Below are 22833 nucleotides of genomic sequence, written 5' to 3'. Positions count from 1 at the left end.
GCGCGCGGCGGCGTGCGCGGCGCGGCATCCGCTCACCCCTCGAAGGACCGACCCGTGCATGAAGTGACCCTGACCGCCGAGCAGGAGGCGGTGTTCCGGGCGATCGAGCACACGCGCGAGCACGTGTTCGTGACCGGGCGGGCGGGCACGGGCAAGTCGACGCTCCTGAACCACCTGAACTGGAACACGTCGAAGCAGATCGTCATCTGCGCGCCGACGGGCGTCGCGGCGCTGAACGTGGGCGGGCAGACCATCCACTCGCTGTTCCGGCTGCCGATCGGGGTCGTCGCCGACCACGAGATCGACCAGAACGACGCGGTGCGGAAGATCCTCAACGCGATGGACACGCTCGTGGTCGACGAGGTCTCCATGGTGAACGCCGACCTGATGGACGCGATGGACCGCTCGCTGCGCCAGGCTCGCCAGCGAACGCACGAGCCGTTCGGCGGCGTGCAGGTCGTGCTGTTCGGCGACCCCTACCAGCTCGCGCCCGTGCCGGGCTCGGGCGATGAGCGCCGCTACTTCGCCGACACCTACCGGTCGATGTGGTTCTTCGACGCGAAGGTCTGGCAGGAGGCCGACCTGCGGATCTACGAGCTCGGCGAGATCCACCGGCAGCACGACGATGCGTTCAAGCACATGCTGAACGCGGTCCGGCACGGCATGGTGACCGCCGAGATCGCGGAGGTGCTGAACGACACGGGCGCGCGGCGTCCGCTGCCCGAGCACGGCGCGATCACGCTCGCGACGACGAACGAGACCGTGAACCGCATCAACCGCACGGCCCTGCACCGCCTTCCCGGGCACTCGATCGCGAACGAGGCCGACGTGAACGGCGAGTTCGGCGGGCGCGGCTACCCGGCCGACGAGCGGCTCGAACTGAAGGTGGGCGCGCAGGTGATGTTCCTGCGCAACGACACCGGCGGCTGGGGCGAGGCGCCGCGATGGGTGAACGGCACGATCGGCACGGTCACCTCGCTCGACCGCGAGGTGCGCGTCGAGGTCGACGGCGAGGAGCACGAGGTCGAGCCGGCCACGTGGGAGAAGTACCGCTACTCGTGGGATCCGACGGCGAAGAAGCTCGAGCGCGAGATCGTCGCCGAGTTCACGCAGTTCCCGCTGCGGCTCGCGTGGGCGGTGACGATCCACAAGTCGCAGGGCGCGAGCTACGACGCCGCGATCGTCGACCTCGGCGCGCGGGTGTTCAGCCCCGGGCAGACCTACGTGGCGCTGTCGCGGCTCACGTCACTCGAGGGGTTGTACCTCGCCCGGCCGCTCGTTCCGCGCGACATCATCGTCGATCGCGACGTCGAGCGGTTCATGTCGGGCGCCGCGCGCGAGCTGGGCGCCGCGGACGAGCTGCCCGCCTGAGCCGGCGCGGAGGGGTGCGGCCGGGGGCGTCATCGCCACGCACCCCCGGCCGCGGTCGTGCGGGTCAGTGCGCCTGACCCGGGTCGTGGGTGCCGTGCTGCCCATGGGGCACGGCGGCCTCGCCCGCCTCGGTGGCGGCGAGGGCGGGCGTCGCGAGCGCGGAGACGAGGGCGGCGCCGACGGCGAGCCCGACGAGCGTGCTGAGCGCGTGGGGGTCTCGAGACGCCGACTTCGCGGACTCCTCGACCCGCAGGGTCTCGGCCCGCCCGGCGCGCACGGCGAAGGCGGCCGAGAGGCCGGTCGAGGCGATGAACACGGATGCCGCGGCGAGGGGCAGGCCCGCGACATCCGTCACCGCACCCGCGACCACCGCGGCACCGCCGGCGAGGAGCGCCGCGACGGCCACGCCGAGCACCGTGCGCGGAGCCGCGATCCGGCCCGCGCGGAGGGACAGGACGCCCCAGCCGAGCGCGGCGACGCCGAGCCCGGCCAGGACGACCTGCGGTGCACCCCCCGCACCGGCCGCGAGGGCCGCGAGCACGAGGCCGGCGCCGAGCGCACCGAGCATCGGCCAGCTGCGGGTCATCGCCGCCAGTGCGTCCATGGCCGGCTCCCTAGGCCGTCGCCACGCGCGCGGAGCGCTCGGCTCCGAGTCCGACGCCGAGCAGCACGATCGCGCTGGCGAGGTGGAGGAAGTGGTCGGCCGTGTTCAGCGCGAGGATGTTCGCGGCCGTGTCGGCGATGAAGAAGCCGACGAGACCGAGCAGCAGGTAGGCGGCGCCGACGGTCGTGTTGACCGCCTTCGCGGCGGCCAGGTTCGACAGGCCCGCGATGAGCAGCGCCGCGCCGATCGCGAGGTGGGCGATGTTGTGCAGCGGGTTGACCTCGAAGATGCCGAGCAGCAGGCCGCCCTCGGTCGCGACGAATCCGACGCCGCCGGTCACGGCGAAGCCGAGCAGGCCGACCAGGACGTAGACCGCGCCGAACACGGTCGCGGCGATGCGGTTGGGTGAGTGCTTCATGGCGATGCCTCCTTCTCGTTGCGCGGCGGGTGCCGTGCTGGGAGTGGTTCGGCGCGGCGCACTGCGCGGATTGGCGGCACGGCGGCGGTCGTTCGGGGGACACCGCGTCGGCGGCGGATGCGCGCCGTCGCCGATCCGTGACGTGCCGGGCATGGGGACACAGGCTGATCGGGTTACAATCGCTGCGGACACACGGCGGGGGGCACGGTGGCTGCAGGTCAGGGTCGCGTTCGGCGAAGGGTCGCCGCAGCGGTCGCGTCGGCCTGCGCGCTGCTCCTCCTCTCGGGCTGCACGACGCCGTCGCAGGCGATCACCGGCTACGAGCAGGCCGAGTCCGAGTTCGCGCCCGACATCGTCGAGCGACTCGACGCCACCCTGGACGAGGCCGTGCGCCTGAGCGGGTCGAGCGGCGCCGTAGCGGGGGTCTGGGCCCCGTGGGCCGGCGCGTGGACCACGGGGGTGGGCACCGTCGGGTTCGACGCCGGCGCCGAGGACGTGACGGTCGACACGCGGTTCCAGCTCACGACCGCGACCGGGGCGATCACGTGCGCGATCATGCTCCGGCTCGTCGACGCGGGCGTCGTCGCGCTCGACGACCAGGTCGGCACGATGGTGCGCGGCGTGCCGGGCCTCGGCGGGATCACCCTCGAGCACCTGTGCCGAAACCAGTCGGGCATCGCCGACTACTACCCCTCGCTCAACCGGTTCTTCGTCGGGAACCCGGAGCGGGTCTGGCCGGAGGCCGAGCTCGTCGCGAGCGGCATGGCCGCGAACCGGATCTTCGACCCCGGTACGGGATGGGCCGAGTCGCGCACCGGGGTCATGCTCCTCTCCACCGCGCTCGAGCAGCACACCGGCCGCACCTGGGCCGACCTCGCGGAGCAGTACGTCTTCGATCCGCTCGACCTCGACTCGACGACGATCCCCGCACCGGCCGACACGGAGCACGAGGGCGCGCTCGGGGGCTACGCGGCCGGGGTGCTCGCGGACGGCACCCGCGACTGCGCGGTCGTCATGGATGTCTCGGAGCGGTCGAGCTCCATCGGCGGGACGGCCGCCGGAGCGTTCTCGACACTGGACGACGCCAAGCGGTTCAGCGAGGTGTTCGCCAACGGGTCGTTGTTCAGCGAGAACACCGCGCGGCGCACCTGGACGACGACGCTGATCGGAGGCGACGCGCCCGCGTGGTATACGCAGGGGATCGGCGGTCAGCAGTACGGACCGTTGCGGGGGGTCGCCGGCGCCAGCACCGGTGCGCTGACCGCCGCCTTCACCGAGCCGGAGACCGGCCTCACCGTCATCGTCGCGCTCAACAACTCGTCCTCGGGGCAGGAGCTCGTGCGCGAGGCCGCGTTCGCACTGGCGTCGATCGCGTCGAAGGCGACCGAGCCCGGGGCGGAGACGCCCCCGCTCATCGAACTGCCCTGGTCGTTCGAGCAGGCGGTCGAGCGGATGACGGCTGCCGCGGTCTGCCCGCTCCCGGCCGAGGGCGACGAGGCGCCGGCCGAGGGCGACGAGGCGCCGGCCGGGGAGGCGCCCGCGACCGACGGCTGACGCCGCCGGCTCGACCGCCGGCGCCCGCCGGGGACTTTGGACCCCTTCGCCCCGCCGCCGACCGACGAGACTGGCCCGCAGCGATGCCGTGCGCAGGCGCGGCAGGGGGAGGACGCTCATGTGCCGCTGGCTGGCGTACTCGGGGGAACCGCTTCGGACCTCGACCGTGCTGCTCGACGCGACGCACTCGCTCGTCGCGCAGTCCCTGGACTCCCCGCTCGGCGCGGAGACCGTCAACGGCGACGGCTTCGGCATCGGGTGGTACCCGCCAGGGGCCGTCGCCGGCAGCATCCCCGCGGTCTTCCACAGCACCGAACCCGCATGGAACGACGACAACGTCCGCGAACTCGCGCGCGCCATCGAGAGCCCGTTGTTCTTCAGTCACGTGCGCGCCGCCGCGGGGCCGCCCATCCAGCGAACCAACTGCCACCCCTTCCGGTGGGAGAACTGGCTGTTCATGCACAACGGCTTCCTCGCCGAGTTCGCGAAGGTGAAGCGCGATCTCACGTTCGCGATCGACCCCTCGCTCTACCCGCACGTCTCGGGCACGACCGACTCGGAGGTGGTCTTCCACCTCGCCCTGACGTTCGGGCTGGCCGACGATCCGGTGAAGGGGCTCACGTCGGCGGTCGACCACGTCGAACGGGTCGGCCGCGAGCACGGCATCCTCTTCCCGATGCAGGGCACGATCGCCGTGTCGGACGGCGCGACGATCTGGGCGCTGCGGTACTCGTCGCAGGGACGGTCGCGAACGCTCTTCCACTCGGCCGACATCCCGACGATCCGCCAGATGTACCCCGACGCCGAACGGCTCTCCCATTTCGGCGATCACGCGCACGTCGTCGTGTCGGAGCCGCTGAACGACCTTCCGGGGGTATTCCTCGAGGTACCGGAGTCGACCATCGCCGTCCTCGATCGAGAGGGATACCACCATGAGCCCTTCCGATCCGCCGCCTGAGCCCGCGGCGACGGCCGCCGTCGACCCGCCGGCTCCCCGCGAACCGGCGACGGATGCCGCGAAGGCCTCGTGGACGGTCGTCGTCGCGCTCTCGGCGGCGCAGTTCGTGATGGTGCTCGACAGCACGGTCATGAACGTGTCGATCTCGCAGGTCGTCGACGACCTCGGAACGACCGTCTCGGCCATGCAGGCCGCGATCACCTTCTACACCCTCACGATGGCGGCGCTCATGCTCGTGGGTGCGAAGCTCGGCGACGTCTGGGGCCGGCTGCGCGCGTTCGTCATCGGCGCGATCATCTACGCGTTGGGGTCGCTCACCACGGCGCTCAGCCCGAACATCGTGGTGCTGTTCCTCGGCTGGTCGGTCGTCGAGGGCGTCGGCGCGGTCCTCGTGATCCCCGCCATCGCGGCCCTCATCGCGGACAACTACTCGGGCAGGGCGCGCGTCACGGCGTACGCCATGATCGGCGCGGCATCCGGTGCCGCGGTCGCCGCCGGCCCGCTCATCGGCGGGTACCTCACCACCTACCTCTCGTGGCGGTACGTGTTCATCGGCGAGGTCGTCGTGATGGCCGTGGTCGTGCTGTTCGCCCGGCGCATCGTCGACCGGCACGCACCCGTTCGCATGCGCATCGACCTGGCGAGCGTCCTGCTGTCGTCGGCCGGCCTCGTGCTCATCGTGCTCGGGCTGCTGCAGAGCAAGACCTGGGGCTGGATCATCCCCCTGCAGTCGCCCGAGGTGAACGGGTTCCCCATCGAGCCGTTCGGGATCTCCCTCACGACCTGGTTCGTGCTCGCCGGCGGCGTGCTCGTGGCGTGGTTCTTCCGTCGGCAGCGGCACCTCATCGAGACGGGACAGCCGCCCCTGCTCGACGTCACCCTGTTCTCGATCGGCCGGCTGCGCAGCGGCCTCGGCGCGCTCGGTGCGCAGTACGCGGTGACGGCGGGCCTGTTCTTCATGATCCCCGTCTACCTGCAGATGACGCTCGGATTCGACGCGCTCGAGACGGGCCTGAAGATCTTCCCGCTCTCGATCTCGCTCATCCTGTTCTCGTTCGCGGGCACGCGGCTGTCGAGCATCTGGTCGCCCCGCACGATCGTGCGGGTCGGGCAGCTCGTGCTGGTGGCCTCCGCGGTGCTCCTGCTCTCGTCGGTCGACGCCGAGCTCAAGGTCCCTGCGTTCGGGATCGGGATGTTCACGGCCGGCGCGGCGCTCGGCCTGCTCGCCTCGCAGCTCGGCAACGTGAACATGTCCAGCGTCGGCGCGGAGAAGTCGAGCGAGGTCGGCGGCATGCAGGGCGTGTTCCAGAACCTCGGCTCGTCGCTCGGCACCGCGCTCATCGGCTCCGTGCTGATCGGCGCGCTCGCGACCTCGTTCGCCGGCACCGTGTCCGCGAGCGAGCTGCCCGACGACGTGAAGCAGACGGTCGCGGAGCGGACCGAGGGCGGCGTCGAACTGATCCCCGCCGCGTCGGTCCAGCAGATCGGCGAGGATGCCGGCCTGTCCGAGGACGAGGCCGCGGAACTCACGCGGGCGTACGCTGCGGCGCAGGTCCAGGCGCTCCGCATCGCGTTCGTCGGGCTCATCGCGATCGCGCTGGCCGCGCTGGTGTTCTCGAAGGGCATCCCGAGCGACGCCCCGCCGCGCCGGGCGCCTCGTCGACGCGGCGCGGCGGAGCCCGCGCCCGATAGCGCAGGAGGAACCGAATGACGATCGACGCAGCACCCGAGCGCGACACCGATACCGAGTTCGACCCGGCACGGCGCGACGACTTCCCCGCCAGGGCCGAGGCCGGCCGCGTTGCCCGCCGCGCCGTGCCCCGCTCCTCCCACGCGGGCTGGTCGCCGCCGAACGACCGTCCCGACCCGGTCGCCCTCCTCGAGGAGCAGGCGGTGACCCGCGTGCCGGAGCTCGTACCACTCCGCTACGCCCGCATGCTCGTGTCGCCGTTCACGTTCTACCGCGGTGCGGCGCTCATCATGGCGTCCGACCTCGCCGGCACGCCCGCCTCGGGGCTCAGGGCCCAGATCTGCGGCGACGCCCACCTCTCGAACTTCGGCGTGTTCGCCACGCCCGAGCGGGCGCTGATCTTCGACATCAACGACTTCGACGAGACCCTGCCGGGTCCGTGGGAGTGGGACGTGAAGCGCCTCGCGGCGAGCTTCGAGGTCGCGGGACGCCACCGCGGGTTCACCCCGAAGGAGCGTCGCCGGGTCGTGCTCGAGGCGGTCGCCGCGTACCGCGAGCGCATGCGGCGCGCTGCGGAGTCGGGCGTGCTCGAGGCGTGGTACGACCGGCTCGACGCCGAGCGCATGGAGGAGTGGATCCGCGAGGAGCGTGCGGCGAACCGCGTCAGCGGCAAGCAGGTGAAGCGGACGGCCTCGGCCCTCGCGAAGGCGCGAACGCGAGACAGCGTCCGCGCCTTCACGAAGCTCGTCGAGGTGGGCGGTGGCGGCATGCGCATCCGCTCGGAACCGCCTCTCGTCGTGGCGATCGAGGACCTGGGGTTGGAACCGGGCACGGGCGAGCAGGTGGAGGCATGGATGCAGCGGATGCTCCGCGAGTACCGCTCGACCCTGCCGCTCGAGCGGCACCCGATCGAGGAGTTCCGCTACGTGCACCTCGCGCGCAAGGTCGTGGGCGTCGGCAGCGTCGGCACGCGCGCGTGGATCGTGCTGCTGAGGGGCAGGGACGATGCCGACCCGCTGATCCTGCAGGCGAAGCAGGCCGAGGCGTCGGTGCTCGAGCGCTTCCTGGCGCCCAGCCGGTACGAGAACCACGGCGAACGCGTCGTGCGCGGGCAGCGGCTCATGCAGGCGGCCAGCGACGTCTTCCTCGGGTGGCAGCGCATCCTGGCGCCCGACGGCGTCGAGCGCGACTTCTACCTTCGACAGCTCAACGACTGGAAGGGCTCCGCCGACATCGAGGTGATGCTGCCGCGCGGCGCCGAGCTCTACGCCCGCGCGTGCGGCGAGACGCTCGCCCGCGCGCACGCCCGAGCGGGCGACCGCGTCGCGATCGCGGCGTACCTCGGCGGATCCGACCGGTTCGACCAGGCGATCGCCGAGTTCGCGGTCGACTACGCCGACCAGAACGAACGGGACTGCGGCGCGTTCCGGGCGGCCGTGGCATCCGGTCGCCTCGTCGCCGCCGACCTCGGGTAGCTCCGAGCCCGAGCCCGAGCCCGCGGATCAGGCGAGCGCGTCGGCCTTGAGCCGGTCGAACTCGGCCTGCGTGATCGCGCCGTCGGCCAGAAGCGCCTCCGCATCGGCGATGCGGTTCGCGGGCGACATCGACGCGTGGCCGGCGACGCCCGTGACGGAGTCCTCGCGCGCACCGTGCGAGGGTGCCGCCTGGCGCTCGGACATGCCGGACCCGCGCGCGACGAGGTACACGACCACCGCGAGGAACGGCACGAACACGATGAACAGGATCCACGCCGCCTTGCCCCAGCCGCTCAGCGCGTGGTCGCGGAAGAGGTCGCCGAACACCGCGAACACGACCACCAGGTACGCGATCGACACGAACATCCAGAAGAACCAGGCCACCATGCCCGACGTGTCCATGGGCGATCCCCTTCCGGTGCTGCAACGGATGCCGCGTTCCGAGCGTGCCGCACGCGATCGCCGCGCGCCGGGTCGAACGTCCCGCGGCACGCGCGCGGTTCCCTGAAGCGGATGCTGCGGCATCCGCCCCGCCCTTGGTACGGTGCAGGCAGGCGACGGCGAGCCTTGGGAGGCGCGATGTCATCATCATCAGCGGCGGCGGAAGAGCGCGGGCAGCACCGGCAGCCGCGCGAGCAGTGGACCGGCCAGGTGGGCTTCATCCTGGCGGCGATCGGCTCGGCGGTGGGTCTCGGCAACATCTGGCGGTTCCCGGGGGTGGCCTACGAGAACGGCGGTGGCGCGTTCCTCATCCCGTACCTCGTGGCGCTGCTCACGGCGGGCATCCCGATCCTGTTCCTCGACTACGCGGTCGGACACCGCTTCCGCGGCTCGGCGCCGACGGCGTTCCGGCGCCTCGGCGGGCGCAACGGTCGGGCGCTCGAGGCGCTGGGGTGGTTCCAGGTGGCGATCTGCTTCGCCATCTCGCTGTACTACACGGTCGTGATCGCGTGGTCGGTGAGCTACTTCGTCTTCTCGTTCGACCTGCGCTGGGGCGACGACACCGCGGGATTCCTCGTCGGCGACTACCTGCAGACGAGCGACCCGGGCTTCAGCCTCACGTTCGTACCGAGCGTGCTGATCCCGCTCGCACTGATCTGGATCGCCGTCATCGTCGTGCTGGCCGCGGGCGTCGCGCGCGGCGTGCAGCGGGTCAACGTGATCTTCCTGCCGCTGCTCGTGGTCGCGTTCGCAGCGCTCGTCGTGAGGGCGCTGTTCCTCGACGGTGCCGCCGACGGGCTCAACGCGCTGTTCACCCCCGACTTCGCGGCACTCGCCGACCCGAACGTGTGGATCGCCGCGTACAGCCAGATCTTCTTCTCGCTGTCGATCGCGTTCGGCATCATGATCACCTACGCCTCCTACCGGCGCCGCCGGTCGAACCTCACGACGCCGGGCCTCGTGGTCGCGTTCGCGAACTCGTCGTTCGAGATCCTCGCGGGCATCGGCGTGTTCGCGACGCTCGGCTTCTTCGCGTTCCAGCAGGGGGTGGATGTCGGGGAGCTGGAGGGCCTCACGGGCGTCGGGCTGTCGTTCATCACGTTCCCTGCGATCGTGTCGCAGATGCCGGGCGGGCCCATCTTCGGCATCCTCTTCTTCGGCTCGCTCGCGATGGCCGGCTTCACCTCGCTGCTGTCGGTGCTGCAGGTCGTGTCGGCCGGGTTCCAGGAGAAGTTCGCGCTCTCGCCGCGGCAGGCCGCGGTGCGCGTGGGCGTCGTCGCCGCCGTGCTGTCGATCCTGCTGTTCTCGACCACGACCGGCCTGCTCGCGCTCGACACGGTCGACAACTGGGCGAACAACATCGGCATCGTGCTGTCGGCGATCCTCGCGAGCATCTTCGCGTTCTGGGTGCTGCGCAAGGGTCCCGAGCTGCGCTACCACCTGAACAGCGTCTCGACGTTCCGCGTCGGCGGGATCTGGACGGTGCTCGCGGGCGTCCTGGCGCCGGTGATCCTTGGCTACATGCTCATCTCGCGCATCGTGTCGCTCATCATCGACGGCTACGCCGGCTACCCGCAGTGGTACCTGCTGGCGCTCGGCTGGGGCGCGATCGCCGTGATCGTCGCCGGCGCGGGCCTGCTCACGGCGCTGCGCTGGCGGCAGAGCCCGGATGACTTCCGCGCCTGGCCGCCGCTGCCGGATCACACGCCGCCGCACCATGCGGCCGCGCCGACCGAGGGGGGACGACGATGACCGCCACCGCGATCTTCTTCCTGGTGCTCGCGCTCCTGCTCGTGTGGGGCGGATTCACGGTGAGCGTCCTGTACCTCGCGCGACGGCCCGATCGGCACGAGTTCCCGCCGGGCGGCGAGGACGACCACCGCGAGGACATCGCGCCCGTCGAGCGCGACACGTAGGCGCCGCAGCAGGCGATCGCGCGCCGCGTCAAGGGGTGGCGGCGGATCGCCGCGGGTCGCGCCGCGCGTCCATACTGTGAGGACGCCGCGTCGCAGCGGGCCGCGCGAAGGAGGAACGGATGACCGGGACGAAGCAGGAGTCGGGGCTGCTGCGCCGGTTCCACGAGCGGTTCATGGTCGAGGAGCGATACCTCACCCGCGGCGGGAAGCGCAACCTCTACCTCGCAGCCACCGTGCTCGCCGTGGTCGGGCTCACCGGGTTCTTCGTCGTGCTCGACTCGATCCTTGAGGCCGACGACCTGTCGTTCATCGACGCGCCGATCGAGGCGTGGCTCGACTCGGGCCGCGACGACTGGCTCACGACCTTCATGATCGTGCTGGCGATCGTGTTCGGCCCGATCGCGATGCCCATCATCATCCTCGTCACGACGGTCACCTGGGGCGTCCTCGCCAAGCACGCGTGGCGACCGATCCTGCTCGCCGGCGGCATGATCCTCGGCGTCATCATCGTGCAGCTGCTCGCGCCGATCATCGCGCGCGACCGTCCGCCGGCCGACGAGATGCTCCACGGCTACGACCCCACGTCGTCGTTCCCCTCCGGGCACGTCATGGGCGTGGCCGACTTCCTCTTCATCGGCACCTACCTGGTGTTCTCGCGTCACCGGCGACCGGTGATCACCGTGCTCGCCTTCGCCGTCGCGACCTTCGTGGTGCTGCTGACCGCCGCCTGCCGCATCTACCTCGGGTACCACTACGCGACCGACGCGCTCGGCTCGATCTTCCTGTCGCTCGTGGTCCTCGGCCTGGTCATCGCGGTCGACACCTGGCGCACCGTCCGAGTGGGCTCGCCGGAGCAGGTGCGCGAGTCCGACGCCCGGCCGGAGGCGTGGGGGCGCGATGAGCACTGACCACGACGGCGCGGAATCCGGCCAGGACGAGCAGCCCACGCATCACGCACCCGCACCCGTCCGCGTCAGCCGTCGCCCGTGGGTGTGGACCGGCGTGATCGCGCTCGCCGTGGTCGCGGCGGTGGGGATCGCCATCGTGGTGAACCAGGCGCGCGAGCCGTTCGCGTTCGAATCCGCGATCATGAGCGCGATCGTCGCGATGCGCACCCCGGTCGTCACGGCGGCGGCCTCGGTGCTGGATCGGCTGGGGAGCGGGCTCGTCTCGAGCTTCATCCTGCCCGCCGTGGTGGTCGTTGGCCTCCTGCTGTGGCGTCGCCGCTGGGGGGCCCTGTTCTTCGTGCTCGCGATTGCGGCGAGTGGGCTGGTCACGCAAGTCGTGAAGGTGGTCGTCGGCCGGGTGCGTCCCGAGGACATCCTCGTGCACCCGGACTTCGGGTCGTTCCCCTCGGGGCACGCGTCGAACGCGGCGGTGATCGCCATGGCGCTCGGCCTGATCTTCCTGCGCACGTGGGTGTGGGTCGTGGGCGCCGTCTACACGCTGCTCATGATGGCGAGCCGCATGTACCTCGGCGCGCACTGGGTCTCCGACGTCGTGGGCGGCATGCTCGTCGGTGCGGGCGCCGCCCTGATCGTGTGGGCGCCGTTCGCCGAGAAGCTCTACCGCGAGAACCGCATGCCGCATCCGCCGGTCTGGCAGAAGGTGGAGCGCACCCACGGTGGGTGAGCGGATGCCGCGCTGGATGCCGCCCGGCATCGACACGGCGCGGCACTACCGGCGTGCGTGGCTCTGGCCCGACCTGCGCGCGGGCGTGGTGGTCACCGCGCTCCTCATCCCTGCCGGAATGGGCTACGCCCAGGTCGCCGGGCTTCCCCCGGAGACGGGCCTCTACGCCACGATCGTGCCCCTCATCGCCTACGCCGTGTTCGGTCCGTCGCGCATCCTCGTGCTCGGGCCCGACTCGGCGCTCGGGCCGATCATCGCCGCGGCGATCCTGCCGCTGGCGGTCGGCGACGACGAGCGGGCGGTCGCGCTCGCCGGCCTGCTCGCCCTCATGGTCGGCGCGATCCTGCTCCTCGGCGGGATCCTGCGCCTCGGGTTCGTGACCGACCTGCTCTCCAAGCCCATCCGCGTCGGCTACCTCAATGCGATCGCCCTGATCGTGATCATCTCGCAGGTGCCCGCGCTGCTGGGGTTCTCGACGGACGCCGACTCGCCCCTCGGCGAGGTGAGCGGGATCTGGGCCGGCATCGCGGGCGGCGAGGTGCGCATGCTGCCGCTCGCGTTCGGCCTGGGTTCGCTCGCGGTCATCGTGATGCTCACGGTCGTGAGGTCGCCGATCCCCGGGGTCCTGGCTGCGGTCGTCGCGGCGATGGTCCTCACCGCGCTGCTGGGCCTCGCGGAGGAACTGCCCGTCGTCGGCGCACTGCCGCAGGGCCTGCCCGCGCCGGCGCTCGCCGGCCTCCAGTGGGCGGATGTCGCGGCGCTCGCCCTGCCCGCCGCGGGCATCGCGCTCGTCGCCTTCGCCGATGCCGGCGTGCTCTCGCGAACGCTCGCGGCACGGCGCGGCGAGAGCGTGAGCGGGAGCCGCGAGATGGCGGCGATCGGCACGTCGAACATCGCGGCCGGATTGTTCGGCGGATTCCCGATCACGGCGTCCTCGTCCCGCACTCCCGTCGCCGAGCAGGCGGGCTCGAAGTCGCAGCTGACGGGCCTGGTCGGCGCCCTGCTCCTCGTGCTGTTCATGCTCCTGGCGCCGGGACTCACGGAGTTCCTGCCGTCGGCGACGCTCGCGGCCGTGGTCATCTTCGCGGCGTCGCGGCTCATCGACGTGACGGGCCTCGTCCGGCTGCTCAGGATGGACCGGGTCGACGCGGCACTGTCGGCGGCCGCGTTCATCGGGGTGTTCGCGTTCGGGGTGCTCGAGGGCATCGCCGTCACGATCGGGCTGTCGCTGCTGGCGTTCGTGAACCGGTCGTGGCGCCCGTACCGGGCCGAGCTGGGGCGCGTCACCGGGCTGCGCGGCTACCACGACCTGACCCGGTACCCGGAGGGCGAGCGGATCCCGGGGGTCGTGATCGTGCGCTTCGACGCCCCGCTGTTCTTCGCCAACGGCGGGCTCTTCGACGACTACGTGCGTTCGCGCGTGGAGGAGGCCGGAGCCGGCATCCGCACCGTCATCCTCGCCGCGGAGCCGATCACCGACATCGACACGACCGCCGCCGACGAGCTCGTCGACCTGGACGACTGGCTGGCGGCCCGCGGCATCCGCCTGATCATCGCCGAGATGAAGGACCCGGTCGTCGACGTGCTGCGCGACTACGGCCTCACGAAGCGCTTCACGCCCGATCGGTTCGCACCGACCGTCGGCGCGGCGGTCGACGACGTCACCGGCACGCTGCGCGGCGACCTCGAGGGGACGAAGTGGGAGCCCGACGAGGGCGACGAACCCGACGAGGGCGGCCCGGACGGCGCGGGGCGGGCCTGATCACCAGGTCGAATCGCCGCGGATGACCACGTCGGAGCCGCCGTCGATGAACACGACCTGGCCGCACAGGTGCGCGTTCTCCTCACTGGTGAGCCAGGCGAGCAGGTAGGCCGCGTCGCGGGGCTCGAAGATCCCGCCGAGGGGCATGGGCACCATCTCGAGGATCGCCTTCCGCGCCTCCTCGGTGCCGGTGTACTGCGCCGTCATCGGCGTGACGACCACGCCGGGCGCGATGGCGTTCAGCGGGATGCCCGCGCCCGCCCACTCCGGGGTCGCCGCGTTGCGGCGGATCCAGCGCGACAGCGCAGCCTTGGTCGTGGCGTAGATCTGATTGGCGACCTCGGGGGCGGATGACTCGAGCTCGGCGCCGCGCGCCATGGCCGCGGCCTCGTCGCCCGCGAGCAGCGCCTGGAGGAGTGCGTCGTCGCCCGGGAAGAGCGACGCCATCGAGACGGTCGCCACCGCGCGCGGCGCCGACGAGCCGGCCAGCAACGGGCGGAGGCCCTCGAGTGTCGCGACCGCGCCGAAGTAGTTGACGGCGACCGTCTTCGCCGTCGGAGTCGCGAGTCCCGCGTTGGCGATGATCGCGTCGATCGTGCCGCCGCTCAGCTCACGCACTCGCTCGACGAGCTCGGCGCGACCCTGCGGCGTCGAGAGGTCGACGTTCACGTCGGTTCCGGCCAGGTCGACGCCGATGACGCGGTGACCGCGCTCGACGAGCAGGTCCGTAGTGGCCTTGCCGATGCCGCTCGCGGCTCCGGTGATGACGTAGGTGCGAGGCATGGGAACTCCCGGAATGCGGTCGTGGGTCGTGGTCGAGCCAGTGCGGGCGCGACCGGCTCGCCTCCCACACTGCTGCCAGCGGTCTTCCCGCGCCGGGCCCTTGGGCCTTCGGGATCGCGCGCCGGGGGTGTGCGGCGCCGCTCGATATGACACGTTTGAGGCATGGGCGAGGCGAACGGGCACACCGCGCGGTACCGCGAGATCGCGGCGATCCTGCGCCGGCACAGCCTCGGCTTCATGGTCGGGCTGCTCGGCATCGGCCGAATCCTGCCGTTCCGCCGCGACGGCGCCGGGCGCGGGGGCGAAGGCGCGGGTACCGGGCAGGGCGCCGGGCCTGCGACCGGCGACACATCGCCGGAGCACCTGCGCCGCGCGCTCGAGGAGCTCGGCCCGACGTTCGTCAAGCTCGGGCAGCTGCTCTCGACCCGATCCGACCTCCTGCCGCCGGCCTACGTCGACGAGCTGGCGAAGCTGCAGGATGCCGCGCCGCCGGTGCCCGTCGCCGACATCCGTGCCGTCATCCGCCGTGAACTCGGCGCCGAACCGGAGGAGCTCTTCGCGACGTTCGAGGATCGGCCCCTGGCATCCGCTTCGATCGGGCAGGCGCACGTCGCGACCTTCGCCGACGGCACCGAGGTCGTCGTGAAGGTGCGTCGCCCGGGCGCGGTCGCCCGCGTGCTCGAGGACCTCGAGATCCTGCAGAACCTCGCCGCGCGAGCCACCCGCAGCTGGGGTCCGGCCCGCGAGTTCGACGCGACGGGCATCGTCGAGGAGTTCGCGCAGACGATTCGCTCCGAGCTGGACTACCTGCAGGAGGGCCGCAACGCCGAGCGGTTCGCCGAGGACTTCGACGGCGAGGACGACGTGCTGATTCCGCGCGTGTTCTGGGAGCGCACGACCTCGAGGGTGCTCACCCTCGAGCGCATGCGCGGCATGAACATCGCCGACGCCGAGGCGCTCGACGCCGCCGGGGTCGACCGGAGGCATGTGGCGCGACGCGGTGCCGACATCGTGCTGCAGATGACCTTCGAGGATCGCTTCTTCCACGCCGACCTGCACCCCGGCAACCTGTTCATCCACGACGACGGCACGATCGCGCTGATCGACTTCGGCATGGTCGGGGAGATCGGCGAGGAGCTGCGCGGCCAGTTGAGCGGCCTGTTCGTCGGGCTCGTGCGCGGCAACGTCGAGCTCCTCGCCGGCACCCTGGTGGCCATGTCGACCGGCACGTCGGCCGTCGACCGCGAGGTGCTTCGCGAGGACCTGCGCGTCTTCCTCGCGAAGTACCGGCTTCGGTCGCTTCGCGAGACGCCGTTCGCGCGCATGATGGCGGACCTGTTCGCGATCCTCCGCGCCAACCGGCTGCGGCTCCCGCGCGAGATGGCGCTGCTCTTCAAGGCGCTGCTGCTGATCGAATCGCTCGCGCACCGGCTGGACCCCGAGTTCCGCCTCGGGGAGTCGCTCGAGCCCTACGCCGAACGGCTCGCGCGCGAGCGCCTGAGCGCGTCGGTGATCGCGAAGCGGATCGCCCGCGCCGGCGCGGACCTCGGCGAGCTCGCCCTCGAGGCGCCCGGCGTGCTGCGACGCCTGCTCGACTCGGCCGACGGCAACGGCCTGGAGGTGCACCTGCGCGCCGCCGAGCTCGAACCGCTCGTCGCCCGCTCCGAGCGCATCGGCAACCGGTTGGTCGCCGGCATGATCAGCGCCGCACTCATCACGGGCGTCGGCGGCATCGTCACGAGCGAGCGCCGGTTCCGCCGCTGGGAGGACACGTTCCTCGGAACCGGGCTGGGCGTCATCGGTGCGCTCGGCGGCTATCTCGCGTACACGGCGGCGCGTCGCCGGCGACGCCCGCGCTGAGCCCATCCGAGGGCCCTTCGGCCCGCGGGCGACGGATGCCGCGGCGTAGCGTCGGCCCCGGAGGTGCGACATGGGCGACAGGGGTTCGAACGCGGGCGTGGCCGGCGGCGGTGCGATCTACGGTCTCGGGATCTTCGGGGCGTGGGTCTACTTCTGGCAGCAGGCGGATGCGTTCTGGGAGTACGTCTGGGCGATCTTCCAGGGCCTGTTCTGGCCGGCGTTCATGGTCTACGAGCTGTTCGCGGCGCTCGGCGACTGAGGATCCGGACCTTGGGCGACCCGAACGACCCTCGGCCCGGCGCACCCGGCGCGAACGAGTCGGATCCGGCGCCGCGCGGGGGCATCAGCCGGCGGGGCGCGCTCCTGATCGGTGCGGCGGCCGCGGGCGCGGTGGCGGTCGGCGGCGGCATCGCGCTGTGGAACCTCGCCTCCGACCGGTCCGCACCGGTGCCGGGAGCGCCCGACGATGCGCCGACCCCCGAGACGGATGGCACGGACGGAGCGGCCGGGGAGTCGTTCCGCGAGCCCGAGGTGCTGACGAGCTCGGGCGGGCGCCTCGACCTCGAACTGGCGGCGGCGCTCACGACCGCGACGGTCGCGGGCGCCGCGGTCCGCGTGCTCGCCTACAACGGCACCATGCCCGGGCCGACGCTCCGCGTCCGCCCGGGCGATCGCGTGACGCTCCGGCTCCGCAACGGACTGGATGCGCCGACGAACCTCCACACGCACGGGCTCGTCGTCTCGCCTGAGGGCAACAGCGACAACGTCTTCCTGATGATCGAGCCGGGCGCCGACTTCGACTACGACTACCGCCTCGGCGAGGACCATCGGCCGGGTCTGTTCTGGTACCACCCGCACCATCACGGCACGACCGCCGACCAGCTATTCGGCGGCATGTACGGCGCCATCATCGTCGAGGATGACGAGGACGTGCCCGTCGCGCGCGAGCGCCTGCTCGTCGTCGCCGACATCCGCTTCGATGCGAGCGGCTCGGTGGCGGCGGCGACCCGGTTCGACCGGATGACGGGACGCGAGGGCGACGTGGTGCTCGTGAACGGCATGCTCGAGCCGACGATGGCGGCGAATCCGGGCGACCGCGAACGCTGGCGCATCGTGAACGCATGCTCGTCGCGGCACCTGCGACTGCGTCTCGATGGGCAGCGGATGCAGCTGCTCGGCATCGACGGCGCCCGCTACGCCGAGCCGCGCGAGCTCGACGAGATCGTGCTGCTGCCGGGCAACCGGGCCGACGTCGTGGTGACCATGGCCGAAGGCGAGTCCGTGCTGCAGACGCTGCCGTTCGACCGCGGCCGGATGGGGATGATGGGTGCTCCGCCGAGTGCGACCGCGGGGGCGGACCTCGCGAGGCTCGCGGTCGCGGGCGCGGCGGGCGCCTCTGCCGGGGCGCTGCCGTCGTCGTCGCCGCGCGACCTGCGCGCCGAGGAGGTCACGGGTCGCCGCACGGTCACGCTCGCCATGGGCGGCATGGGCATGGGCGGCGGCATGGCGTTCACGATCGACGGCCGCGAGTTCGACCACGACCGCACCGACATCGAGATCGCCTCGGATGCGGTCGAGGAGTGGACGATCGAGAACACGAGTCCCATGGACCATCCGTTCCACCTGCACGTGTGGCCGATGCAGCTCATCGAAGTCGACGGCGCGCCGATCGACCGGATCGACGTCCGCGACGTGGTGCCGGTACCGGCGGGCGGTCGCGTCGTGGTGCGCATCGCGTTCGAGGGCATCACCGGCCGGACGGTGTACCACTGCCACATCCTCGACCACGAGGACCTCGGGATGATGGGCGTCATCCGGGTCACCTGACTTGCGCGGCGAGCCGGGACCAAAGACCGTCCCGGCGGGCGGCGCGCGAGTAGCGTGAGCCTCGTCATCGACGGATTCGGGAAGGGATGACCTGTGGACCTGTGGAGCTGGATCTGGACCTTCTTCTGGATGTTCGCCTACGTGGCGTACCTGTTCGTGCTCGTGTACATCCTGATCGACATCTTCCGCGACCCCGAGCTGAACGGCTGGCTCAAGGCGGTCTGGGTGGTCCTGCTGATTTCCCTGCCGTGGATCACCGGCCTCGTGTACCTCATCGCCCGGGGCAAGGGCATGGCGGAGCGGTCCGCTCGGAAGCAGGTCGAGTACCAGGAGTACAGCCAGGAGGAGTATCGCGCGATGTCGTTCGCGAACCCGGCCGAGGAGATCGCGAAGGCGCAGGCGCTGCGCGAACAGGGCGTCATCACCGACGGGGAGTTCGAGGCGATCAAGGCGAAGGCGCTCGGCTCGAAGTTCTGAGCCGCACGAGACGGATGCCGGGACTTCGCCGAGTACGGCGGGGGCCCGGCATCGTTCGTGCTGAAAGATACCCGTGAGGTATTTTGACAATACCCCGGGGGTATCCGTACCATGGAGTACGAGCCACCCGATGACCACGAGGAGTACCACCATGTGCAGCCCCATCACCTGCGACACCTGCGGCAAGACCACTTGGGCCGGTTGCGGCCAGCACGTCGAGGACGTCAAGGCGTACGTCCCCGCCGAGCAGTGGTGCGACGGCGACCACCGCCGCTGACCATCCCACCCGGTGCTCGAGCAGCACCGGACGCGCGCCCGCCCGGTGGTCGAGTAGCACCGAAGGCGCGTATCGAGACCCCCCAACCCTGAAGGAGAACCACCATGTGCCGAGCCGTCACCTGCCGGAAGTGCGGAAAGACGTCCTGGGCCGGCTGCGGCCAGCACGTCGATCAGGTCATGCGCGGGGTCCCGCGCAACCAGCGCTGCGCCGGCCACGAGGACGAGCCGTCGACCGGCTTCTTCGCGCGCCTCTTCGGGCGCTGAGCCGCATGCGCCGGACGAGCCGGGCCGTGGAGGACGAACCCGCCGTCGCCCGGCGTGTCGACGTCCGACACGCCGCGGCCGAGCCGGAAGTTCCTCCGCGCCCGCCCGTGCTCTCCCGCGCGGCCGTGCGCGCGATGCGCGCCGAGGCCGTCCAGGCATGGTCCGCGACGATGGGCGATGCCACGTCGTGCGCGCTCGCGAAGGACGGCCGCTCGTATCCGGCCGGCAAGTACCACGAGGGTCGCGTCGCCGCGCTCGGCGAGCTGATGCGCCGGCTGACGCCCGACTCGGATGCCGCGGAGGCCCTGGCCGCCGCGCGCGAGCTCGCCGACGCGTGGTCGTCCCGCGTGCAGCCCGGCGGCGGAGCGAACCGCGAGTGGGAGAGCTACCGCGCGGGCGGCGTGCACGCGCTCGCCGAGGTCGCCGAGCCCTAGACGGTCACCGGGATCACGCCCGGGTCGACATCGCCTCGGACCGGGCGTGCCGCGATCCGGAAGCGCGCCCGCCGCGCAGCGCGATGAGCGCACCGCGGATCAGGAACGCGCTCCACGCGGCGAAGCCGAGCAGCTTGGCGCCGTCCTCGACCAGCACCGACGCGACCGTGGCCGGTTCGGCGAATGCGTCGACGAGCGCCGAGGTGCCGAGCGCGAGCATCGCGATCGCGAGCAGCCCGACGTCGAGGTGCCGGAGGATCTCCACGCGGAAGCGCCAGAGGTAGACACCGAACGCGGCGGCGTACGCCACCACGATGAGCTTCGGCATCCACGCCGCGAACGTCGCCGCCTCGTGGAGCAGCAGCAGATCGTCGAGCGCCACCGCGAGGGTCAGGCCGCCGCCCCACGCGAGCACGCGCGGCAGTCGGTCGCCGCGATGCGTCGTCGCGACTGCGCTCAGGAGCGCGGCTCCGGCGGCGGCGGCCATCGCGACGATTCCGAGGTTCGACACCATCCCGTGCACGGTGTTCGCCGAGCCCCGGAGCACCGCGACCGCCTGGCTGTCGCGCACGAGGTCGGTCGGCGGCATCCACGGCTGCGTCGCCACGGCGACGACCACGAGCGCGACCGGCACGACGGCCGCCGCGTAGGCGAGCGCGGGCGTGCGATCGGCGGCGCGAGCGAAGGCGCGTGCGGTGCGACGGGCGGATGCCGCGGCGTCGGTGGTCCACGTGGAGGGGCTCACGGGTGCTCTTCTCGGGTGTCGAGACCGAGCCGGGGATTCGGGAGCGCACCGCGCAAGATGGGGAGGGGGACGCGGCGCATCCGGCCAGTCGAATGGGCCAGCCTACCCCGGGTGCGCGTCGACGTCGAATGCGCCGACGGTGTGCAGGAAGCTCGGACCGTACGCGGCTATCGGCGGAAGATCGCACCGGAGCGGAGCTGTACGACGGTCACGATCACCAGTGCGGCGAAGCCCACGAGGAGCATCACCCACAGCGCCGTGCCGGCGACGACGAGCCAGGGGAGCCCCCAATGCCGGGCGAGCTCGACGGTGAGCGCGATCCAGGCCGCCGTGGGGAACCCGAAGCCCCAGACGGGGAGACGAAAGCGCAGCTGGCGGCGCTGGCGGAAGATGACGATGCCCGCGAACACTGCCCACCAGAGGCCGAAGCCCCACAGCATCGCGGCGAGGAGGAACGCGGCGTCCGTGGCATCCGGCCATGCCTCGCCGACGATGGACAGCCTGCTGATCGAGATGATCCCCAGAGCGCCGGCGCCGATCGGCGCGAGCCAGACCCACCAGGTCGGTGCGGCGTGCGGCGGAGGAGGCGAGGCGATGAGCAGGCGGCCGCCGACGATGGCCGCCAGGAGGAGGAACAGCCCGAAGCCGATGCCCCACGTCGCGACGGCGGCGAACGCGAGCGACGCCGAATCGACCGGCCCGCCGAGCGCCTCGGTGCGAACCAGGATGCTCGGCACGAGCACGAGCGGGACGACGGGCACGAACCAATTGCCGGAGACCGCGGGCAGCGGCACGTCCGTCGAGCCGATCACGCGCGTGTAGAACGCGACGCCGACGACGAAAGTGCCCACGAGCCCGGGGATGAAGAGCACGAGCGCCGTCCACAGCGCCGTCGTGCCGTCGAGGACCCCGACGACCCCGGCCTGCAGCACGGCGAGCGCGGCGATCAGGAGGGAGGCGGGCCAGGCCGCCGTCATGGCGCCCAGCTGGGGATCGGCGAGGTCGTCGTGGAACGCCTCGCGGTGCGACACCAGTCGAGCGATGAAGAAGACGGATGTCGCGATGGCGACGACGAGCGCGAAGCCCAAGGTCACCGCTCCCGTGAGATCGTCGGCGCCGCTGCCCGCCCAGGGGTCGAGCAGCGACACGAGCGCGACGCCGCTCGCGGTCATCGCGACGGCACCCCATGCGGGGTGGAAGGTGGCGACGCGGGAGGCGTGTTCCGGCACCATCAAGACTCCCGTCTCTGGAATAAAATACCCGGGGGGTATTGTCTATACTAGTACGCGGGTCGAATCGCCGACCCACCGGATCACGAAGAGGCAACCCCATGGCTACCACCGACCTGACCGCCGCGAACTTCGCCGGCACGATCGCCGAGAGCGACATCGTCCTCGTCGACTTCTGGGCGGCCTGGTGCGGCCCGTGTCGCATGTTCGCGCCCGTGTTCGAGGCCGCCTCGACCGCTCACCCGGACATCGTCTTCGGCAAGGTCGACACCGAGGTCGAGCAGCAGCTCGCCGCGGCGGCGCACATCACCTCCATCCCCACGCTGATGGTCTTCCGCGAGCAGGTCATGGTCTTCTCGCAGCCCGGCGCGCTCGGCGGCGCGCAGCTCGAGCAGCTCATCACGGCCGTGAAGGGGCTCGACATGGACGAGGTCCGCAAGACGCTCGACGCCCAGGAGGCCGCGGCCACCGCGTAGGGCGGGCGCGACGTCGAGCACCGTCCACCGAGCCGTCCCCTGGATCCGAGGAGCCCCCTTCGATGAGCACCCCCCGCGAGGACGATCCCGTCATCGGCGAGTACGTCGACGGGATCGACATCCCCGTCGTCAACGAGCGCGCCGTGCGGGCGTCGGCCGGACTCCTCTTCCTCTTCGGGATCATCGCGGTGATGACGGCCGCGTTGACGGGCGACCTGCAGCTCCTGCGCGCGTTCGGCATCACCTTCCTGTTCGACATGGCGATGCGGCTCTTCGTCGGCACCCGGTACACGCCGAGCCTCGTCATCGGGTCGCTCATCGTGCGCCGCCAGCGGCCCGAGTGGGTCGGCGCGCAGCAGAAGAAGCTCGCGTGGTCCATCGGCCTGGGGCTGGGCTTCGTCTCGTGCGCGGCCATGGGCTTCCTCGGCGTCAGCGCCGAGGTCCAGGTCGCGCTGTGCAGTGTCTGCCTCGCCCTGCTCTTCGTCGAGAGCGCGTTCGGCATCTGCGTCGGCTGCGAGTTGCAGCGGCTGCTCAGCCGGGAGAAGCCGCAGTTGTGCGCCGGCGACACCTGCACCTACGTGCCGCCCAAGCGCGGGGAGCGCCATTCGGTGGTGGAGTGAGGATTCGAGCCGAGCTCG

Annotated in this window: 25 protein-coding genes; 19 read left to right on the top strand and 6 right to left on the bottom strand. The window is 71.7% G+C overall.

Annotated elements, in window-relative coordinates:
* Positions 1-54: 54 nt before the first annotated feature.
* Positions 55-1371 (top strand): ATP-dependent DNA helicase, encoded by a 1317-nt coding sequence (locus tag ACULK4_RS18285; RefSeq protein ID WP_445963817.1) that lies wholly within the window; start codon positions 55-57, stop codon positions 1369-1371.
* Between the two features lie 64 nt (positions 1372-1435).
* Here the strand turns inward: ACULK4_RS18285 and ACULK4_RS18280 are convergent, their stop codons facing one another.
* Positions 1436-1975 carry a hypothetical protein gene (locus ACULK4_RS18280; protein WP_445963816.1) on the bottom strand — a complete coding sequence of 180 codons (540 nt, stop codon included), beginning with the start codon at positions 1973-1975 and terminating at the stop codon, positions 1436-1438.
* A gap of 10 nt (positions 1976-1985) precedes the next feature.
* A complete protein-coding gene (locus tag ACULK4_RS18275; protein WP_445963815.1) occupies positions 1986-2393 on the bottom strand; it encodes a DUF4383 domain-containing protein in 408 nt (135 codons plus the stop codon).
* Between the two features lie 207 nt (positions 2394-2600).
* On the opposite strand from ACULK4_RS18275, the gene ACULK4_RS18270 reads away from it, so the two are divergent.
* The 4 genes from ACULK4_RS18270 (at position 2601) to ACULK4_RS18255 (ending at position 8070) form a co-directional block, all read left to right on the top strand.
* Positions 2601-3947, top strand: coding sequence for a serine hydrolase domain-containing protein (locus tag ACULK4_RS18270; protein ID WP_445963814.1), 1347 nt, complete (start codon positions 2601-2603; stop codon positions 3945-3947).
* Between the two features lie 118 nt (positions 3948-4065).
* On the top strand, positions 4066-4905 hold the full coding sequence (locus ACULK4_RS18265; RefSeq protein WP_445963813.1) for a class II glutamine amidotransferase: 840 nt from the start codon (positions 4066-4068) through the stop codon (positions 4903-4905).
* Positions 4880-6616, top strand: coding sequence for an MFS transporter (locus ACULK4_RS18260; protein WP_445963812.1), 1737 nt, complete (start codon positions 4880-4882; stop codon positions 6614-6616). Before ACULK4_RS18265 ends, ACULK4_RS18260 begins: the two co-directional genes overlap by 26 nt.
* On the top strand, positions 6613-8070 hold the full coding sequence (locus ACULK4_RS18255; protein WP_445963811.1) for a DUF2252 domain-containing protein: 1458 nt from the start codon (positions 6613-6615) through the stop codon (positions 8068-8070). Before ACULK4_RS18260 ends, ACULK4_RS18255 begins: the two co-directional genes overlap by 4 nt.
* Before the next feature lie 27 nt (positions 8071-8097).
* On the opposite strand, the gene ACULK4_RS18250 is transcribed toward ACULK4_RS18255, so the two are convergent.
* Complete coding sequence (locus ACULK4_RS18250) at positions 8098-8472, bottom strand: SHOCT domain-containing protein (protein ID WP_445963810.1); 375 nt, start codon at positions 8470-8472, stop codon at positions 8098-8100.
* A 177-nt stretch (positions 8473-8649) separates the two neighbouring features.
* On the opposite strand from ACULK4_RS18250, the gene ACULK4_RS18245 reads away from it, so the two are divergent.
* The 5 genes from ACULK4_RS18245 (at position 8650) to ACULK4_RS18225 (ending at position 13821) form a co-directional block, all read left to right on the top strand.
* Entirely contained in the window at positions 8650-10263 is a 1614-nt protein-coding gene (locus ACULK4_RS18245; protein ID WP_445963809.1) for a sodium-dependent transporter, read from the top strand.
* Positions 10260-10427, top strand: coding sequence for a methionine/alanine import family NSS transporter small subunit (locus ACULK4_RS18240; RefSeq protein WP_445963808.1), 168 nt, complete (start codon positions 10260-10262; stop codon positions 10425-10427). Before ACULK4_RS18245 ends, ACULK4_RS18240 begins: the two co-directional genes overlap by 4 nt.
* A 119-nt stretch (positions 10428-10546) precedes the next feature.
* Positions 10547-11335, top strand: a complete 789-nt coding sequence (locus tag ACULK4_RS18235) for a phosphatase PAP2 family protein (protein ID WP_445963807.1) — start codon at positions 10547-10549, stop codon at positions 11333-11335.
* Entirely contained in the window at positions 11325-12059 is a 735-nt protein-coding gene (locus tag ACULK4_RS18230; RefSeq protein ID WP_445963806.1) for a phosphatase PAP2 family protein, read from the top strand. The genes ACULK4_RS18235 and ACULK4_RS18230 overlap by 11 nt, the downstream gene beginning before the upstream one ends.
* A gap of 4 nt (positions 12060-12063) precedes the next feature.
* A complete protein-coding gene (locus ACULK4_RS18225; protein ID WP_445963805.1) occupies positions 12064-13821 on the top strand; it encodes a SulP family inorganic anion transporter in 1758 nt (585 codons plus the stop codon).
* Here ACULK4_RS18225 and ACULK4_RS18220 read toward each other — a convergent pair whose 3' ends face one another.
* Positions 13822-14604 (bottom strand): SDR family oxidoreductase, encoded by a 783-nt coding sequence (locus ACULK4_RS18220; RefSeq protein WP_445963804.1) that lies wholly within the window; start codon positions 14602-14604, stop codon positions 13822-13824. It lies immediately after the preceding gene.
* Positions 14605-14766: 162 nt separating this feature from the next.
* Here ACULK4_RS18220 and ACULK4_RS18215 point away from each other — a divergent pair, with 162 nt between their 5' ends.
* The 7 genes from ACULK4_RS18215 (at position 14767) to ACULK4_RS18185 (ending at position 19745) form a co-directional block, all read left to right on the top strand.
* Complete coding sequence (locus ACULK4_RS18215; protein WP_445963803.1) at positions 14767-16464, top strand: ABC1 kinase family protein; 1698 nt, start codon at positions 14767-14769, stop codon at positions 16462-16464.
* 70 nt (positions 16465-16534) lie between these two features.
* Entirely contained in the window at positions 16535-16723 is a 189-nt protein-coding gene (locus tag ACULK4_RS18210) for a hypothetical protein (protein ID WP_067949769.1), read from the top strand.
* Between the two features lie 11 nt (positions 16724-16734).
* On the top strand, positions 16735-18291 hold the full coding sequence (locus tag ACULK4_RS18205; RefSeq protein WP_445963802.1) for a multicopper oxidase family protein: 1557 nt from the start codon (positions 16735-16737) through the stop codon (positions 18289-18291).
* A gap of 93 nt (positions 18292-18384) precedes the next feature.
* Entirely contained in the window at positions 18385-18768 is a 384-nt protein-coding gene (locus ACULK4_RS18200; RefSeq protein ID WP_445963801.1) for an SHOCT domain-containing protein, read from the top strand.
* A gap of 151 nt (positions 18769-18919) precedes the next feature.
* The gene (locus ACULK4_RS18195; protein ID WP_445963800.1) at positions 18920-19045 is read left to right on the top strand and encodes a DUF8730 family Cys-rich protein; all 126 of its coding nucleotides are present in this window, start codon (positions 18920-18922) and stop codon (positions 19043-19045) included.
* 104 nt (positions 19046-19149) lie between these two features.
* Positions 19150-19311 (top strand): DUF8730 family Cys-rich protein, encoded by a 162-nt coding sequence (locus ACULK4_RS18190; RefSeq protein ID WP_445963799.1) that lies wholly within the window; start codon positions 19150-19152, stop codon positions 19309-19311.
* Between the two features lie 26 nt (positions 19312-19337).
* A complete protein-coding gene (locus ACULK4_RS18185; protein ID WP_445963798.1) occupies positions 19338-19745 on the top strand; it encodes a hypothetical protein in 408 nt (135 codons plus the stop codon).
* A gap of 13 nt (positions 19746-19758) precedes the next feature.
* Here the strand turns inward: ACULK4_RS18185 and ACULK4_RS18180 are convergent, their stop codons facing one another.
* Together ACULK4_RS18180 and ACULK4_RS18175 are read right to left on the bottom strand one after the other, a co-directional pair.
* The gene (locus tag ACULK4_RS18180) at positions 19759-20490 is read right to left on the bottom strand and encodes a DUF8692 domain-containing protein (protein ID WP_445963797.1); all 732 of its coding nucleotides are present in this window, start codon (positions 20488-20490) and stop codon (positions 19759-19761) included.
* Positions 20491-20657: 167 nt separating this feature from the next.
* Positions 20658-21722 carry an SLAC1 family transporter gene (locus ACULK4_RS18175; RefSeq protein ID WP_445963796.1) on the bottom strand — a complete coding sequence of 355 codons (1065 nt, stop codon included), beginning with the start codon at positions 21720-21722 and terminating at the stop codon, positions 20658-20660.
* Between the two features lie 98 nt (positions 21723-21820).
* Here ACULK4_RS18175 and trxA point away from each other — a divergent pair, with 98 nt between their 5' ends.
* Together trxA and ACULK4_RS18165 are read left to right on the top strand one after the other, a co-directional pair.
* Positions 21821-22195, top strand: coding sequence for a thioredoxin (gene trxA / locus ACULK4_RS18170; RefSeq protein ID WP_445963795.1), 375 nt, complete (start codon positions 21821-21823; stop codon positions 22193-22195).
* A 62-nt stretch (positions 22196-22257) separates the two neighbouring features.
* A complete protein-coding gene (locus ACULK4_RS18165) occupies positions 22258-22815 on the top strand; it encodes a DUF4395 domain-containing protein (RefSeq protein ID WP_445963794.1) in 558 nt (185 codons plus the stop codon).
* Positions 22816-22833: the final 18 nt, after the last annotated feature.

The organism is Agromyces selenitireducens (assembly GCF_052748465.2).
Note: the sequence above shows the minus strand (reverse complement) of the source record. Positions and strands in the feature narration are given on the sequence as shown.